Origin of the sequence: Ammoniphilus sp. YIM 78166 (genome assembly GCF_004522215.1) — a bacterium.
In the GTDB taxonomy this organism is placed as follows: Bacteria; Bacillota; Bacilli; order Aneurinibacillales; family RAOX-1; genus YIM-78166.
The window spans coordinates 13,475-30,145 of the sequence record NZ_SDLR01000017.1; the positions used below are offsets into that span (position 1 = coordinate 13,475).

Annotated in this window: 11 protein-coding genes; 6 read left to right on the plus strand and 5 right to left on the minus strand. The window is 44.3% G+C overall.

Annotated features, from left to right (window positions below):
• Positions 1-143 precede the first annotated feature (143 nt).
• On the minus strand, positions 144-1,352 hold the full coding sequence (locus EIZ58_RS31345; protein WP_134704971.1) for a glycosyltransferase family protein: 1,209 nt from the start codon (positions 1,350-1,352) through the stop codon (positions 144-146).
• Positions 1,353-1,445: 93 nt separating this feature from the next.
• A complete protein-coding gene (locus EIZ58_RS31350; RefSeq protein ID WP_134704972.1) occupies positions 1,446-2,276 on the minus strand; it encodes a glycosyltransferase family 2 protein in 831 nt (276 codons plus the stop codon).
• 126 nt (positions 2,277-2,402) lie between these two features.
• Here EIZ58_RS31350 and EIZ58_RS31355 point away from each other — a divergent pair, with 126 nt between their 5' ends.
• Entirely contained in the window at positions 2,403-3,470 is a 1,068-nt protein-coding gene (locus tag EIZ58_RS31355; RefSeq protein ID WP_205672436.1) for a polysaccharide pyruvyl transferase family protein, read from the plus strand.
• Between the two features lie 113 nt (positions 3,471-3,583).
• On the opposite strand, the gene EIZ58_RS31360 is transcribed toward EIZ58_RS31355, so the two are convergent.
• The 3 genes from EIZ58_RS31360 to EIZ58_RS31370 all read right to left on the minus strand — a co-directional run bounded on the left by EIZ58_RS31360 (position 3,584) and on the right by EIZ58_RS31370 (position 7,594).
• Positions 3,584-4,240 (minus strand): TylF/MycF/NovP-related O-methyltransferase, encoded by a 657-nt coding sequence (locus tag EIZ58_RS31360; protein ID WP_205672438.1) that lies wholly within the window; start codon positions 4,238-4,240, stop codon positions 3,584-3,586.
• A 77-nt stretch (positions 4,241-4,317) separates the two neighbouring features.
• Positions 4,318-6,192 carry a BMQ_0737 family morphogenetic spore coat protein gene (locus tag EIZ58_RS31365; RefSeq protein WP_167578085.1) on the minus strand — a complete coding sequence of 625 codons (1,875 nt, stop codon included), beginning with the start codon at positions 6,190-6,192 and terminating at the stop codon, positions 4,318-4,320.
• 277 nt (positions 6,193-6,469) lie between these two features.
• Positions 6,470-7,594 (minus strand): YheC/YheD family protein, encoded by a 1,125-nt coding sequence (locus tag EIZ58_RS31370; RefSeq protein ID WP_134704976.1) that lies wholly within the window; start codon positions 7,592-7,594, stop codon positions 6,470-6,472.
• A gap of 226 nt (positions 7,595-7,820) precedes the next feature.
• On the opposite strand from EIZ58_RS31370, the gene EIZ58_RS31375 reads away from it, so the two are divergent.
• From EIZ58_RS31375 to EIZ58_RS31395, 5 genes are all read left to right on the plus strand, one after another.
• On the plus strand, positions 7,821-8,705 hold the full coding sequence (locus EIZ58_RS31375) for a DUF11 domain-containing protein (protein ID WP_134704977.1): 885 nt from the start codon (positions 7,821-7,823) through the stop codon (positions 8,703-8,705).
• Between the two features lie 502 nt (positions 8,706-9,207).
• Positions 9,208-11,790: a BMQ_0737 family morphogenetic spore coat protein gene (locus EIZ58_RS31380; RefSeq protein ID WP_134704978.1), complete on the plus strand. Its 2,583-nt coding sequence runs from the start codon at positions 9,208-9,210 to the stop codon at positions 11,788-11,790.
• A 101-nt stretch (positions 11,791-11,891) separates the two neighbouring features.
• On the plus strand, positions 11,892-12,185 hold the full coding sequence (locus EIZ58_RS31385) for a hypothetical protein (protein WP_134704979.1): 294 nt from the start codon (positions 11,892-11,894) through the stop codon (positions 12,183-12,185).
• A gap of 78 nt (positions 12,186-12,263) precedes the next feature.
• Positions 12,264-13,304 (plus strand): YheC/YheD family protein, encoded by a 1,041-nt coding sequence (locus EIZ58_RS31390; RefSeq protein ID WP_167578086.1) that lies wholly within the window; start codon positions 12,264-12,266, stop codon positions 13,302-13,304.
• A 399-nt stretch (positions 13,305-13,703) separates the two neighbouring features.
• Positions 13,704-16,571 carry a BMQ_0737 family morphogenetic spore coat protein gene (locus tag EIZ58_RS31395; protein ID WP_134704981.1) on the plus strand — a complete coding sequence of 956 codons (2,868 nt, stop codon included), beginning with the start codon at positions 13,704-13,706 and terminating at the stop codon, positions 16,569-16,571.
• Positions 16,572-16,671 lie beyond the last annotated feature (100 nt).

A 16,671-nucleotide genomic window follows, 5' to 3' on the forward strand; every position in this document is an offset into this window, starting at 1 on the left:
ATATAGTAGTCTTACGTTTATTCTATGTTAAGGAAAAAATAGCTGCGTGGACTAATGGTAGAGGGCACTTTCTTCATTTTTAGATTATGAGAGATTGAACAGCAGAAAAAGTTGGGGATAGTTTCCTAGAATAATGGATTTTTTCACTTGCCATAGGGGAAAATTCTTCTACCATTCGTTTTACTAATAATTCTTTTCCGTTTGGGTTTAGGGGTGGGTTTGGGGGTGGGTTTGGGGGTGGGTTTGGGGGTGGGTTTGGGGGTGGATTTGGGGGTGGGTTGAGGTTTGGACTTAGGCTGCTGGGAGGTTATTTTTTTTGGTTCGGTTTCTTGTTGAGGAACAGGGAACCATGCTGATGGCTTAGTCTCTACTATCATATCAATCCATTTGTTAACAATATGATCCAAATGGAAATGATCATAACAATATGCTCTGACCTCTGACTGCTTCCTAGCAAAAGATTTATGATCCTGAGTAAAAGACACAATCGATTCTACGATTTCATTGATGTCACTTTTAATGAATTCTTCAGGGTATATAAGTTCCGCTCCCTGCCATCCGTTTATCATCGGTATGCTCCCCGACGCCATACCTTCCGCAACAGCTTGGTGTGTCCCCTCAACATCACTAGTTGATAAAATGAATCCTATCTTCTGAAACCAACGAGGGACATCTCTACCCCAACCTTCAAAAATAATGGAACGCTTATGCGGGGATCTCTGAATCCGATGGTATTGATCGGTAAAATATCTTTTTTCATCCTTTTTTCTCCAAATCCATCGAACTTTCTCCGGTGGCTCTCCCTTAATGAAAAGAGTAAATCTGTCATCATATACCTTGAGCTTTTCCAGAATGGTGACAGCTTTATCCAGCCTTTTTAATTTTCTATTATAGCCTAACATCCCAATATTAAATTTAGAATTATCTGTCTTTTCTGATCGATATCGGTCCACATCTACGGCATTTGGAATTATGATGGATTTTTCTTTTGGCAATTGAATCATTTTTTCTGTTTTCTCTTGGAAGAGAGGTGGCGGAAATATGATTTTGTCTACATTCTGCAAATTAAGGCGTTTAGGATAAACTGTAGTAACTTCCCATCTTTGCAGTCGGATGAACAATTTTTGATGTGGGAGCTTGTTATTGGAATACCAGACTGCATTTCCTAAACACCACTCCGCTATGATGACATCAGCCCACTTCAGAAGTTCTCTGCTTCGTTTTTCATTATGCAGGTTATGACCCATCCATTTATCTACCTTGACTGCAAAAAGAGGATGTTTTTCAAAAGCATCGATGATCTCATTCATAAAACTGAAACTGTGTGCTGCAATTAATAATTTAATTTTCAATTAACATCACCTCACGTTGGGTCTAATTTTTAAAAACACTTGTAACATAAGCCAATCCTTATAAAGCGACTTGTATAAAGGAAACCTATGATGTTATTTCCTTTTTACATGAACCGTCCAAGATGTTACATTTACTCGTTTTTTATGCTTTGTTTGTTTTTTTTCCACCGGTTTGGTTTTTTTTCCCTGAGACATTACCCACTGCTTTTTTAATTGCTCCAGCCGCTCCTTCCGGTATAACTCAGGATGATTGTTTTGTATTTGTCTAAAGAGTTGCTTTCTAATTTTATTCGAATAATGAAGCATTGTTTTTCCATGCCTACGATAGTTAAAGAGAACTTCAGGAATTCTGTATCCTAACCATCCACGTTTCATCAAGGAAATCCAAAAATCCCAATCCTCAAAGCCTTGTCTCATGAGTTCATTATACCCGCCAACATCACTCCAAGCTTTTTTTCTGAACATGGAGCAAACGGTCACCTCATTTTTGAAAAGGAGGCTATAAAAATTTATGGGCGGAAAAAGAATTTCTTTGTTATAATCGCCAAAATGTCTGATTCCTGCTGATACGAATCCGATTCCAGGTTTGGATTCCAAAACGGCTACCGCTTTTTCTATATAAGTTGGTTCAATTGTGTCATCTGCATCCAAAGGTAAAATATACTTCCCTTTTGCAGCGGCAATACCTGTATTGCGAGCACATGGCAGGCCCTTGTTTTCCTGGTGTATAACACGGGTCTTTGGTTTTTGCAAATTTTCCAGAACTGATATTGTATCAGGATCCGTAGAACCATCATTAACTACAATAATTTCAATATCTCGGAAAGTGGAATTCAAACAAGAATCTATTGCTTCTTCTAAATATTTTCCATAATTAAAACATGGTATAACTACACTAACCGTCAAGTCTTTTATATCTCCCATGACTTCCCTCCTATTGATTTGCCTTCATAATTTTCCTTTCCTGATATCCTCGCAATTTATACTATGCATTTTTTTTTATAACTCAATAGTTAAATCGTATAGAAAATGAGTCTCCCTTCTTTAAATGTGCGCTATGATTGGTCGAACGCAGTAGCTAAAATAAAAAACCACCATATTTTAAATATAAGAATGAGCGGAAATTACTACTGGAAAAGAGGTGCTTTACCTGCTATGAAATTTGTCTCTCTATTAGATACTTCTATTGCAAGTACAAACCTTGGTGATCAGGTTATCATGGAAGCGGTTGAAAAAGTACTGTTAGAACTTCTCCACGGGTCTTTTTTCACAAAAATCCAAACCCATGATGTAATATCGAAAGTTTCCCACAATATATTAAAGCAAAGTCAATTTAAAATAGTTGGGGGAACGAACCTCCTTTCATCAAATATGGATCGATTCAACCAATGGAAGATCAATCAAAATAATGTTCCATACCTGGAAAATGTAATATTGATGGGCGTAGGATGGTGGAATTACCAAAACAAGCCGAATCTATATACAACTAAACTTTACCGCAAGATTTTATCCAAGAGATATCTCCATAGCGTGCGAGATTCGTATACAGAAAAACAATTAAGATCGATTGGCATTACAAATGTAATAAATACTGGTTGTCCCTCAATGTGGGAGCTAACAAGCAGCCATTGCAATGACATTCCAAAATCTCGCTCACAAAATGTCGTCATGACACTAACTGAGGGGAGAAAAAATTTCCACTTCGATAGAAAGCTATATGAGATTCTAAAAGACCAATATGAAAAAGTCTATTTCTGGACTCAACAAGCTCTTGATTATGATTATATGAATTCAATTGCTGGAGGCAACGTCACCTATGTTGCGCCAACTTTAAGATCATTTGACCAATTGCTGTCATCAACCAAAATAGATTATGTAGGAACAAGGCTACACGGCGGAATTCGAGCTTTACAGCATAAAAGAAGAACGCTAATTTTATCTGTTGACAATAGGGCTTCCGAAATAGCTAAGGATACAAATCTTCCTGTATTGGAAAGAACAAATCTGGATGCTATTAAGCAATGGACCAACAACCCGTTCGTGACCCAAATAAAGTTGCGTGAACCTGCAATTCAGAGGTGGAAAGACCAATTTAAACCTATTAATAAAAGTAAATGAATTGCAGCAAGGGCTGAGGACCTATAGTATGTAACATACTAAGAGCTCAGCCCTTGTTCTTTGAATCTTTTGGTTTTACGTTTTTCAGTAATAAAGCTTGAGAATAAAAAAAATTACTTTACACGTTGAATGTGCAAACGGGTTTTACCATCAATAAATTTATAGTTTTCTTTTTTATCGGAGAAGAATTCATTAACTGCCTTATAACACCCAGACCAAGTATAATAGTCATCAATGATTAATTTACCGCCCTTGACTAATAAGGGGACAATTCGTTCTAAACAGACTGATACTGAATCATACCAGTCACAATCAAGATGGGCAAGAACCACAGGATCATTTAATATTAATGTGTCCTGAAAAAGGCCTTTGATCAAGTGAATATTATTTTTATCGATTGGAAAGCCAAAACTCTTGAAATTATTCTTTACAAAATCATCTAGCTGGTCCATATACCCATAGTACGGTCTGCTGCCTATGCCTTTTGACTTGCCTGATATTATTGATTTGTACCTTTCATGCACATCGGTTCCATCTTTTGAAGATGGAGAAGGAATCATGCCAAAAACATCATATACATAAAATGGCCTATCAAAAGATTTGGATGCTGCAATAACTAAAGCGGACCCTCCTAATGCACAACCTGCTTCAATAATAACCCCTTTTCTTCCTTCCCTTTCGATTTCCCTTACAGCCTCCCTTAGTTCGCTTAAAGCCGAATGACTAAGATAGGTTAAGTTTGCCTTCCTCACATGTTGAATGATATCCACTAACATACTCCTTTCTAATGAAAAATCGATTTTACATTTGTTCGCTGGATCTCTTTCGCAATTCACCTTAGGTTAGGTCAACCGTTGTTTGGGAATATGCTCGGACACTGAGCGGGGAATAGATTGCTTGGAAGGGGCGGGCATACGGCCTCGACAGGAGCCGCCTCGCATTCCACCGGACCGCGGGGTTGGAAGAAACGAGCCAAAAGCTCCAGCTTAACTTCGGCTTCAACCTGTATTTCTTTACATACATTAACCGTTAGGAAAATTCCGGGTTCCATAAAGGCACCTGCACCCATTTGGCGGAAAGAAGCGTTGCATAAGACATCCAGAATCCGGCATTGGATATTTAATCCTCTTTCCCAGCACAAAGCGACTTCTTCATCAAACTGAACGAAGACATTCTCGCTGCAGATCACTTCACCATCGGCATCGGTATCCACCAGGTCAACTCTTACGCAAACAGTAAACAAAAATGGAATGGCATTTAGCCGAACGAGGGTTCCATCCGGAGCTGTACAGCTGACGCGCATAGCTGCATCCACATCAAAATCACAGCGTGCACCGGTACAAACCATCGGGGTCGGAGTTGGCTGAGGCTTGGGAAGAAGAGGAAAGACAGGAAGGAATTGATCCGGATTTGTCGTGCATCTGGCAGTCAGTCGGTGTCCCAGCGCCAGCCTTTCTTCAATGATCGGCCGGCACGCCTCGGAGAGTTGGATTTTATTTTGGTAGCGATTCGTCAGGTAGACCCAGTCATATACTTTCTGCACCCGGATGCATTCCGGTCCGGGAAGCTCCGAGATGGATATGGCTATAGCCAAACTATGGGCTTCCCCCGCTGCAATCACCGGATCGTCAACGATGCCAGCCACTCTCACGGGAACAGCGCTATCCCTGTTCGTTCCGTTGCCCAGCTGGCCATTTTCGTTGGCCCCCCAGGACATAAAAGTACCGTTATCTAGGGTGGCAATGCTGTGGGCTCCCCCGCCTGCGATCCTTTTAACATTGGAGATCCCAGCCACTTTCACGGGAGCAAAACGATCCATTGTCGAACCGTCCCCCAACTGACCTTTACCGTTCGCTCCCCAAGACCTTACTGTGCCATCCCTAAGGATAGCAAAACTATGGAAATCCCCGGCTGCAATCGCAATAGCGTCTTCTATTCCCTCAACCGCCAAAGGAAGATTACTGTCTGGCGTCGGTGCAGCCACTCCCAACTGCCCCCTCGAGTTATCTCCCCAAGCCACCACTTCTCCGCTCCTGAGCAGGGCCAGGCTGTGATTCTTTCCTGCAGCGATGGCAACAACATCAGTCAGACCGTTAACAGCCGCAATGACGCTGGCAAGCTCTTGTTCTTCTGGTTCTTCGGGTTCTTCCGGTACATTTTGCACAGGCACAGGAAGTGGCTTATCCACGTTGGTACCGTCCCCCAACTGACCTTTGTCGTTTTGTCCCCATGCTCTCACGGTGTTATCCCGCATCCGGGCCAAGATATGATTGCCGCCAGCCGCAATTTCTCTTACGCCGGCGAGACCGAGCACTGGAGCCGGAATAGGCCTGCTGCCGCCGAATGTACCGCCTCCCAGCTGACCGTTTGAGTTATCTCCCCAGGTAAAGACTTGTTCTGTTAGAGTCATGGCAGCGCTAAACAAATCTCCGGCTGCAATGCCGATCGGATCGGTGAGTCCCTCCACGGGAGTAGGGATGACCGCGTCAGTGAAAGTACCGTTGCCCAGCTGGCCCCTCGAGTTATCCCCTGAAGCGAATACCGATCTTTCCTCAAGAAAAAGGCTATGTCTCCTTCCGGCAGCAACCCCTTTTTCTGCAGTCGGAATTGCGGGACCAGGTGGGGTTGCTACCCGCACAGGTACATTTTTGCTTATTCTCGTGCCGTCCCCCAACTGACCTTCATTGTTCATCCCCCAAGAAAAGGGCTTTTTTTCAGCCATATATACTCTCCTTCCCTTGACGATCATGCCTGAATGATTTCCACTCCATGATTCATCAAAGAGTCTCATCATTCCTGCTATTTTACTACCTTATTATGGTATTCGCGCCCTGTACACTTGTATCTGAACAAACGGCCTAATTGGGGTGACATTCTACAATCATTTTTCTTATTCCAAATTAGAAAATCACATGACATTAGATGGAAAAAGAGGTGACCCAAAGTGCCAGGCCACTTTTGGGTCACCCTGTGCTTTTAGTTAGGACTTCCGTGTGGATTTAATTGTCAAATCCCGATTTTAACGCAAGATAAAGAGCATATTCAATGGGTTTACAGAATGCATTTTGTTGATTCGGAAGTTGATACGGGTATGGAAGTGGATTAACTTCAAAAATCCACAAATGTCCATTTTGATCCACGCCAAAATCCATTCCTAGATCTGCCATATGGTATCCCAATCGATCGAAAACGTTACAAATCTGAAACCCTAGATTAACAATAGCTCTTTCCCAATCATCATGATTTGCTATCTGGCTATCCAGCAGGTTTTCCAATAACTTAATCCGGGCAATCTTGTGAAGTTCGTGGCTGATATGACTATCATTGGTCGCAACGCGACATAACAAAGTAGAAACTTCCCATTTGCCTAAACTGTTTTTATTCATGTGAAGGCGTATATCAGTTACCTTTTTGTCAACATTCACAGTTTGAATACTTTGTTGGACGATATATTTCTCAGCCAACAATCCTCGAGAAAACATACTCCAAAATATGGTGAAAGATTTGAATTTTTCTTTTCGCATTTCACCTTCTTTCCAATAGAAAACTTCTAGTCTTCCTTCGTTTTGCAACTTCACCCGGAAAATTCCTCTTCCGCTATGGCCATAAATGGGATCGATCGGTTTTAAAAAAATATCCTTATAGCTGTTCAAAGGTTGCAGCAGATCCTCTTCCCTTTCTATTTTCCATGTGTTCGGAAGATGGTCACGCAGTATACAATCACCTGCAAGCAGTTCCCAGCCCTGCCATTTATCAAATATGAAATTATTAAATATCATGCGACCAATTTGCTTCTCGATCTTGTTCACTAAAATGGGATCAATAAGACATTGAATATAGATGACATCAGGCAAAGGCAATGTGCCTTTTTTCTTGCTAATTTTTCCGGCTTTCTTCTCCAGAATATCCCCTATCACAGTGAGCTGTGCTATATTTAAGTTCTGAATACGGAAAATAACAATGGTAGTGTTATGAGGAAAGGATTGTAGCCTTTTTACTGCTACTGATCGAAATTCTGGTTTGGTATCGGATACACAGATTCCTATTAGAGGTGTTTCTTTATAAGAAAGATTCTGTTCATTCACATTATTTGGATATACCTGTACAAAGACAAGCTTCCACATCACAGCACCTCATTCCCAGTCCATATTACAAGGAATTGTCAATAACCCTTCAAGTCCTCGCATTCCTCTCAAAAACATTTCGTAGGCTAAAGACAGAGTCTTATTAAAGTCCGTGTTTCGCCTTTTCATCTACGGAGTCAGTAAAAAATTGTAGTCCTTTGAAGTTATCACCTCAAAATATTGGGGCACATACATTAGTCATATATGAATAAGGGAAGTGCTATTTATGGGAGTTACACCTCCAATACCTTCGGAAGCTGACTTATCCGTAACCAAAGTTGACGAACCGGATCCGGTATCCGCAGGATCCACTTTAACCTATACTCTTACCGTCGCCAATAACGGCCCTTCCACTGCAACAAACGTCACATTGACCGATACACTGCCAGCAAGCTTCGTCTTTATGTCGGCGGTTCCCACCCAGGGTACTTGCACTCCCGAACCTGGAAATATCGTGACATGCAGCCTAGGCACCTTAGTCAATGGAGCTAGCGCGACTGTTACGATTACGGGAACGCCGACAGCTAATGGGATCATCACCAACACCGCAACCGTTACAGGCAATGAGTTCGATCCCGATTCATCCAACGATACGGCCACGGAAACCACTACGGTACAACTGACGCAATCCTTTGCAAACCCTGCCCCAATCATAATCAATGTACAAGGACCGGCTACACCATATCCCTCAACTATTAACGTGGCGGGATTGACTGGTACCATTGTTAAGGTGACAGTGACATTAAGCAATATTTCCCACACGTTCCCGGCAGACCTTGATATCCTACTTGTTGGACCACTGGGACAAAATGTCCTGCTTCTGTCAGATGTAGGGGGAAACCAAGATATTGTCGGTGTGACGCTAACATTTGACGACGATGCCTCGACGCAAGTACCAACGCCAATCGTCTCAGGTACTTTCCGTCCGACAAATATGGGAGGCGGTGATAATTTCCCAGCACCAGCTCCATCGCCGCCTTATGGGTCTGCATTAAGCGTATTCAACGGGACAAATCCAAACGGTACATGGAATCTTTTCGTATTCGACGATAAGCCTATGGACTCCGGCACTATCGCAGGCGGATGGTCGCTAACCATTACAGTAATATGACAGTACGGTAAGTCCCGGAATGGAATAATAGATACAAGGTAAGTTACTATCGACAAGACTGCTTGCAGTGAAATATGAAAAGGAACGCTGATGAAGCCGTTCCTTTTTTTGTTATCTAACTTGACAAGGGGATATTAAACCCTAATTCCCCCACAATAAATCCTCCTGTTCAATATTAGATATTGTCTATATTTATGTTATATGAGCTTTGAAACTTATTGATCTGGTTAATTTCATTAACTCGGCTATTCTCATTGCATCCGGGTGGTTTATCCATCCAACCCATGCCAAAGCCCAAAGCGCCAAAAACTTTCGTTCGTCCCTCTTCCTTCAAAAATGTATATTCACCTAAACCCAACACATTATTTTTAACATATGAATGGTAGTGATCTGAATTGAATTAAGAATAGTTTTCTATGAAAATCCTGATCCCCCGAATGGGATTGGAGTTATCAGATTTTAGCCTAGCCTGTTTTTAACTTGTCATGAAAGGAGAATACATTTGCCTTCTGAGGTTTTTGTACCTAGTGTTCTTGCTCCTACTATTCAAGCCGGAATCAATGCGGTAGATCCTGGAGGAACAGTCCACGTAGCACCAGGATTATATCCGACCCCTTCAACCATTACTGTCGATAAGCCTGTCACCATTGTTGGCCCGCAAGCGAATGTGGATCCTCGCCCTAATTGTTTTACCTCCCGCACTCCCGGAGATCCCACTACAGAAGCTATTGTCGATGGCCTTTTTACTGTAGCTGTCATTTTTCGAATTCAGGCAAATGATGTCACGATAAATGGTTTGGAAATAAGAAACGGGACCGGGGACTTAATTGAATCCTTAGCGGCGGCACCAGTCAAAGAGCGCACGAGGATCTTGTATAATATTATTCATGACTCATCTGGAGACGAAGGAGTTCAGCTACGCAATGTTTCAAACGGATCAATCAGTTTCAATCATGTTTACAATACATTAGGTGACGGCATCAACTTTTGTTGTGGAACTATAAACAGTACGATTAGCTTCAATGAGGTGCATGATATTCGTTCAACCGATGCAGCGATCTACGTATACGAGTCAACCAATGTGGATATTGAAGGAAACCTGGTCTATAACGTCGTTAATAATGACGGCATTAAGCGCGGAAGAAGCGATGGTTTCGATGTCAATCGAACCGGAGGAGTCATCCGCCATAATATAGTTCACGATACCAATCAGGATGGCATTACTGTTTATACAAGCAATACCATTATAGACGGCAACGAAATATACAGGAGCAGAAGTCGGAATGGTGCCCTCCATGTAAGCTTTAATGTCAATAATATTGTCATCCAAAATAATTGCATTCATGATAACGGAGTCCCAGGGGATGGGCGAACTACATTTGGCATTCGAATTGGAGGGGGAACTCTGCGTCCATCGAATGTCGTCGTGAACAATAACAATCTTTTTGATAACCCGGAAGGTCAACTATTTTACAATTCTGTACCGGTTTTAAATGCTGAGAATAACTGGTGGGGAAGTCCTTCTGGCCCGTCGCCTGGATCTATTATGGGGAATGTAGATTTTATTCCATTTTTAGAGGCTCCGGCCCCGGTGTGCAACCCTAGCATTATTTGTCCCGGAGATATCACAACGGAAAATGACCCGGGTCAATGTTCGGGAACCGTTTCCTATACTATTGAGGCTACTAGTTTTGACTGCGGGATTATAGAGATTGCCTGCGATCCAGGTGGAACCCATACTTTTTTCCCTCCGGAGCAATCCGTTTCGATTACTGAGGTCCAATCGTTCCCTGTTGGATCTCATACGGTGACATGCACAGCTACGAATGCGAGTGGGGATACAGCTGAATGCTCCTTTGCGGTGACGGTGAATGATACCGAACCGCCGCAGCTCACTTGTAACGACATGACCGTACCGGCCGATCCGGGACAATGTTCAGCCGTGGTCAGCGAATACGATGTCACGGTATCGGACAATTGTCCCGGGGTGACCTTAGTTTGCGATCCGCCCCCCGGATCCGCTTTTCCTATGGGACCTTCCACCGTCAATTGTACGGCGACGGACGCGGCTGGACATCAAACGAGCTGCTCGTTCACTATAACGGTGACTCCGTCCATTACCTGCTCAGCCGACATCACCGTCCTTGCGGATCCAGGCGAAAACGGAGCCATTGTAAATTATCCGGATCCTGCGGTCAGCGACTGCCCTGGGTTTACTGTTTCCTGCAACCCGCCATCCGGCTCTTTCTTTCCTTTAGGAACTACAACTGTTACTTGCACGGCAAGAGACGACTCCGGAAACGCCAATGCCTGCTCTTTTACTGTTACGGTTATCGGGGCCCCCTCTCCCGCTCCAACTCCGGAGCCATTCCAAAACGAATGCATCCGCGTTCAAAAAGTTTTTGACTGGGTCTATCTAACGAACCGCTACCGAAACAAAATCCAACTCCCCGAGGCATGCAGCCCGATCATTGAAGAAAGGCTGGCTCAAGGGCACCGTCTGACTGCCAGATGTACGACAAATCCCGATCATGTTCTCCCGATTTTCCCTCTGCTTCCCCAGCTTCAGCCTGCTCCCACCCCGTTTATATGCCCTGGTGCCCGTTGCGATTTTGGACCGGACACCGCTACACCAGTCAGATGTATTGCTCAAGATGGAACGACGGTCAATCTCCAAGCTATTCCTTTCTTGTTTACGGTATGCGTAAGGGTTGACTTGATTGATATAAATGCAAATGACGTAATCTGCACCGATAATGTATTTGTCCAGTTCGATGAAGAAGTGGCCCTTTGTTGGGAGAGAGGACTTAACATTCAATGCCGCACACTTGACGTCATCTGTAACGCTTCTTTCCGACAGTTGGGTGCCTTCGCTGAACCTGGCATTTTTCTAACTGTAAATATATGCAAAGAAATCCAAGTAGTAGCAGAAGTGAAGCTGGAACTGCCGGCGCGTTTCTGCCAACCTCGCGGACCAGTAGAGTGTACGGCAACTCCGTTCATAGACGATTGTCCGCCGCTTCCAAGCAATCTTTTCCCACCTCAATGTCCGAGTCTTTTTCCTAGTTCGTTTGATAAGCTTTAATCGATTAGCATGAATAACCTTATATTGAGTAACACAATTAACCAATGCCCATATAATGGGGGTGTAGAAAGTTAATATTAGGAATTTAAGGAGGAATTACTTTGGGAGGAATAGGATTTTGCCGCGTTTGCTTAAATGGGACTGTTACGGTAACGGGATTAGAACCCATAACAGTTGCGGATGTGTGTGTTGATTTGCCAATAACTAACGGTGTAGTTACGATCGATGTTGCCTCGATTCTTGCTACCTTTTTCCCGCAAATTCCGCAAGCTGTAATAGATCAATTAAGGGCTGCGATCGGGACATTTACTCGTACCTGCCCATTTGACGATATCATCGTAGATGAAGATATAGCGGGGGTAGTATCCGTTGATTTGACAGTAAGCTCTGAATAGCCCCACCAAAAGAGATCTTCGTTTATCTATTCACCTCTTCAAGAGGTGATTTTTTTAGAAGGTGAGGGGGATATGAACTTGTTTCAGAAACCGCATCCTATCATAGGTATATGTGTTTCTAACGATAAACCATGCCTTGGAGGAATTGTAAAAAATCGATTGGAAAAATACCCCAACGACGCTAGACTCATTAAATTCCATATCAAGGATATGAATTTTAATAATTTGCGTGTAAAAGCTCACCATTACCAGAAAAAAAAGGGGGTAATATATGAGGATCAAGGTTTTTTCCCCTTACCTGATTCAATTTACCTCCAATGCCACGTTGAACTTGAAGTCATTAAAAAATTAGAGCGTGTTATAGGCAGGAAGGTTTTTAATAATCTCATTTTTGATAAATGGAAGGGATGGGAAATCCTTTCTAAAGATATCCCGCTTCGCGATCACCTTCCTGCTACGCAAAGATTAATCAATAAAACAGATTTCCCTATATTTTTAAATAGTCACCGGGATATTTTTATTAAACCCATGTCCTCTTTGCATGGGCATAGCAGTCAAGGCATTTTTAGGGTTCAGCTGCAGAAGGATGGAAGTATTCAAATGTTCTATCGGCAAGGATCAGAAATGAAAAATCAGCAATTTCAATCCTTCCGGGAAGTGCAGGATCAATTTTTCATCCCTAATAAATATATTCTGCAGAAAGGTATTCAAACTGTAAAATGCGGTGGAAAAGCGACTGATATACGGCTTAATATGAGTAAGAACAGACTAGGTAAATGGGAAGTTTCAAATTTGCTGTTCCGGATTGCATCGAATTCCAGTCATATCATACCAGTAGATGTTATGGTTTTCCCCATAAATGATTTAAGGAAGGCATACCCCGATTTTAAGATAAGCGAAATGTCAATCTCTAACATAGGTAATAGGATTTGTTACATTTTTGATAAGCTTGGATATCATATGGGGGATCTGGGGATTGATTTAGGTGTAGATGAAAACGGCCATGTGTGGATTTTCGAAGTAAACCCGCTCCCCTTTCCTTTTACGTTGAATCCGCCGCAGCAGGACTATTCTTGGATCAGGCCTCTGGAATACGCTTTATATCTTGCTTCAAAATAAAAGGGTCATCAACGATTTTTCAATCAACCTGTGAGTGTAAAAATTGGTTCCATCTATTCTTTCAATTCGTTCTGAAAATCCGTTTAATCAACGAACCCTATAAAAATAGTGTTTTTTCAGCCCTTTAAGGTTCTCTAAAGGATTTAGAACGAATTTTCATTATAAATTCCAAAAAATGCAGCTGTCTCCCCCTAGGAGGCTAGCTGCATTTTTCATTATTGCTTTATTATCCGTTTTACTTTTGCTGCATTTGCAGGATTTAATCGAACTAAGAATTCAAACCCTTACAATTTCCACCAATTATTTCATCACTTACTCCTTCTGCCTATACAATTGGAAATCCGCGAACATAACATAATGTATTGGCTTAAGAACTAAGAAAGGAAGGAACCAAAATCTATGGCAATTACAATGGAAACCCATAAAAAAGTGTGGGAGAACTATGCCAAGCTCCCCCTTGCGTTTGTCCCTAATGCAGGGCAGGTGTATGAAAAGGCACAATATTATGTGCAAAGATCGGGCTATGGGATCTACTTCACCCCCGGGGAAGCGGTATTTGCATTTAGGCAAAAACCGGTAAACTCAAGATTTTCTCCACAAGGCCTATCCTTTCCCTCGCTAACCGATGAAGAAAGGAGGCCTACGGCTTTGGATCGGGAAGATTTCACCTTATCATTGCGCTTTCTTCACGCCAATCCCTCCGTTCAATTGGAGGGGCGAAAGGAAGGGACGGGAAAGGTCAATTACTTTCTCGGAAATCACCCTGAGAAGTGGTTCACCGATCTCCCTACCTACCATGAGGTGGTCTATCGCGAATTGTGGCCGGGGGTGGATCTTCTTTTTCGCGGAGACCAGGGATCGTGCAAATATGAGCTGATTCTTCAGCCGGGTGCCCCGATTTCATTGATCCGGCTTTCATACCAGGGGGCAGAACGCCTATCGTTAGATGAAAATGGAAACCTCCAGATTCATACTCCTATCGGGGTCCTTCTGGAAGAACGGCCTGTCAGTTACCAAGAGAAGAAGGGCCAGCGGATAGCGGTAGCCAGTTCCTTTAAGGTAATGGAGGATGCAAATGGGGAATGGGTATACGGTTTTCAAATCGGAGAAGAGTATGATCCCGGCTATCCGCTGATTATTGATCCTACCCTTCTTGCCTACTCCACCTACCTCGGGGGAAGCGGCTTTGATTCAGGCGCGGGCATTGCCGTGGACAGCAGCGGAGCCGCCTATGTCACAGGAATAACTAACTCCCCCATCTTCCCTACGCAAAACCCTTTTCAGGTGGCTTTGAACGGGGTCTTGGATGCCTTTGTAGCAAAGCTGGATCCCACTGGTACTTCACTTGTCTACTCAACCTACCTCGGGGGAAGCGGCAGCGATCAAGGCTTGGGCATCGATGTGGACAGCAGCGGGGCTGCCTACGTCACGGGGCAAACCAACTCCCCTGACTTCCCCAGGGAAAACCCTTTTCAAGCGGATTTGGGAGGAGACACCGATGCCTTTGTCACGAAGTTGAGTCCAGCGGGAAACACCCTGATCTACTCCACCTACCTCGGGGGAAGTGAATTCGATGCAGGGTACGGCATCGCCGTAGACAGCAGCGGGGCCGCCTATGTCACGGGGGAAACCGCATCCTCTGACGACTTCCCCACGCAGATCCCTGTTCAAGGGAATTTTGGCGGAGACACCGATGCCTTTGTGGCAAAGCTGGATCCTACCGGCACTTTGCTCGTCTACTCTACCTACCTCGGGGGAAGCAACTTTGATTTTGGATTCGCAATTGCCGTGGACAACAGCGGGGCTGCCTATGTCACGGGGCAAACGGCTTCTCTCGACTTTCCCATGCAAAGCCCTTTTCAGGGAGCTCTTACCGGCAATTCTGATGCCTTTATTACAAAGCTGGATCCCACCGGCACTTCGCTCGTCTATTCCACTTACCTCGGGGGAAGCAACTTTGATAGAGGCTTTGGCATTGCCGTGGACAGCAGCGGGGCCGCCTATGTCACAGGGGAAACTTCCTCGTTGAACTTCCCTATGCAGAACCCTTTTCAGGGAGCCCTTGCCGGCAATTCCGATGCCTTTATTACAAAGCTGGATCCCACTGGCACTTCACTCGTCTATTCCACCTACCTCGGGGGAAGCAATATAGATATAGGCTTTGGCATTGCCGTGGACAGCAACGGGGCCGCCTATGTCACAGGGCAAACCATCTCCGACAACTTCCCCACAATGGATCCTATTCTGGCAGATCGTGCGGGCGGATCCGATGTCTTTGTCACCAAGTTAAGTCCTGCAGGGGATACTCTGGTTTATTCCACCTACCTTGGGGGAAGCCTCACTGATATAGGCTCTGGCATCGCCGTGGACAGCAGCGGGGCCGCCTATGTCACAGGGCAAACCGCCTCCCCCGACTTCCCCACGCAGAACCCTTTTCAGGAAGCCCTCGCCGGAAATTTTGATGCATTTGTATTGAAGATATTGCAGATTCCATCCCCTCCTCCTACTCCTACTCCCGCTCCTACTCCCGCTCCTGGGCCAACCATAGAACCCTTGCAGCCCGAATGCATCCGGGTGCAAAAGGTGTTTGACTGGGTCTATCTGACGAATCGCTATCAAAATAAAATCCAGCTCTCCGAGGCTTGCCGGCCGATCATCGAAGAGCGGCTGGCGCTGGGGCACCGGCTTTCCGCTAGATGCATAACAAACCCCGATGCATTCCTGCCCGTCTTTCCGTTGCTACCGAAGCCCCAGCCAACATTGACTCCGATCGGTTGCCCGGGTGCACGGTGCGATTTTGAATTAGATGCCGCTGCACCTGTAAGATGTACGGTACCGGACGGCACGATCGTGACCCTACAGGCCATTCCGTTTTTGTTCACCGTTTGCATAAGGATAGATCTGGTCGATACGAATGCAGGTGATGAGGTCATTTGCAGTGAGGATGTATTTGTCCAGTTCCGTGAAGAGGTGGCTCTGTGCTGGGAGAGAGGACTCAACATTCAATGCCGTATTCTTGACGTCATTTGTAACGCTTCTTTCCGACAGTTGGGTGCCTTCGCTGAACCTGGGATTTTTCTCACCGTCCATGTCTGTAAGGAAATCCAAGTAGAAGCAGAAGTGAAGCTGGAACTTCCGGCGCGTTTCTGCCAGCCCCGCAGACCTGTTGAGTGTGAGGGAACGCCATTCACAGACGTTTGCCCACCACTTCCAAGTAACCTTTTCCCTGCTCAATGTCCCAGGATATTCCCAAACAACTCACGTTAACCTAACGTGGGTTGTTTGGTATTAATGGGGTGTGCACAGTGTCAAGCCCTAAAAGAATTAGAAAAGGACTGTCCGAAGCAGTCCTTTTCCATCTCTAGCT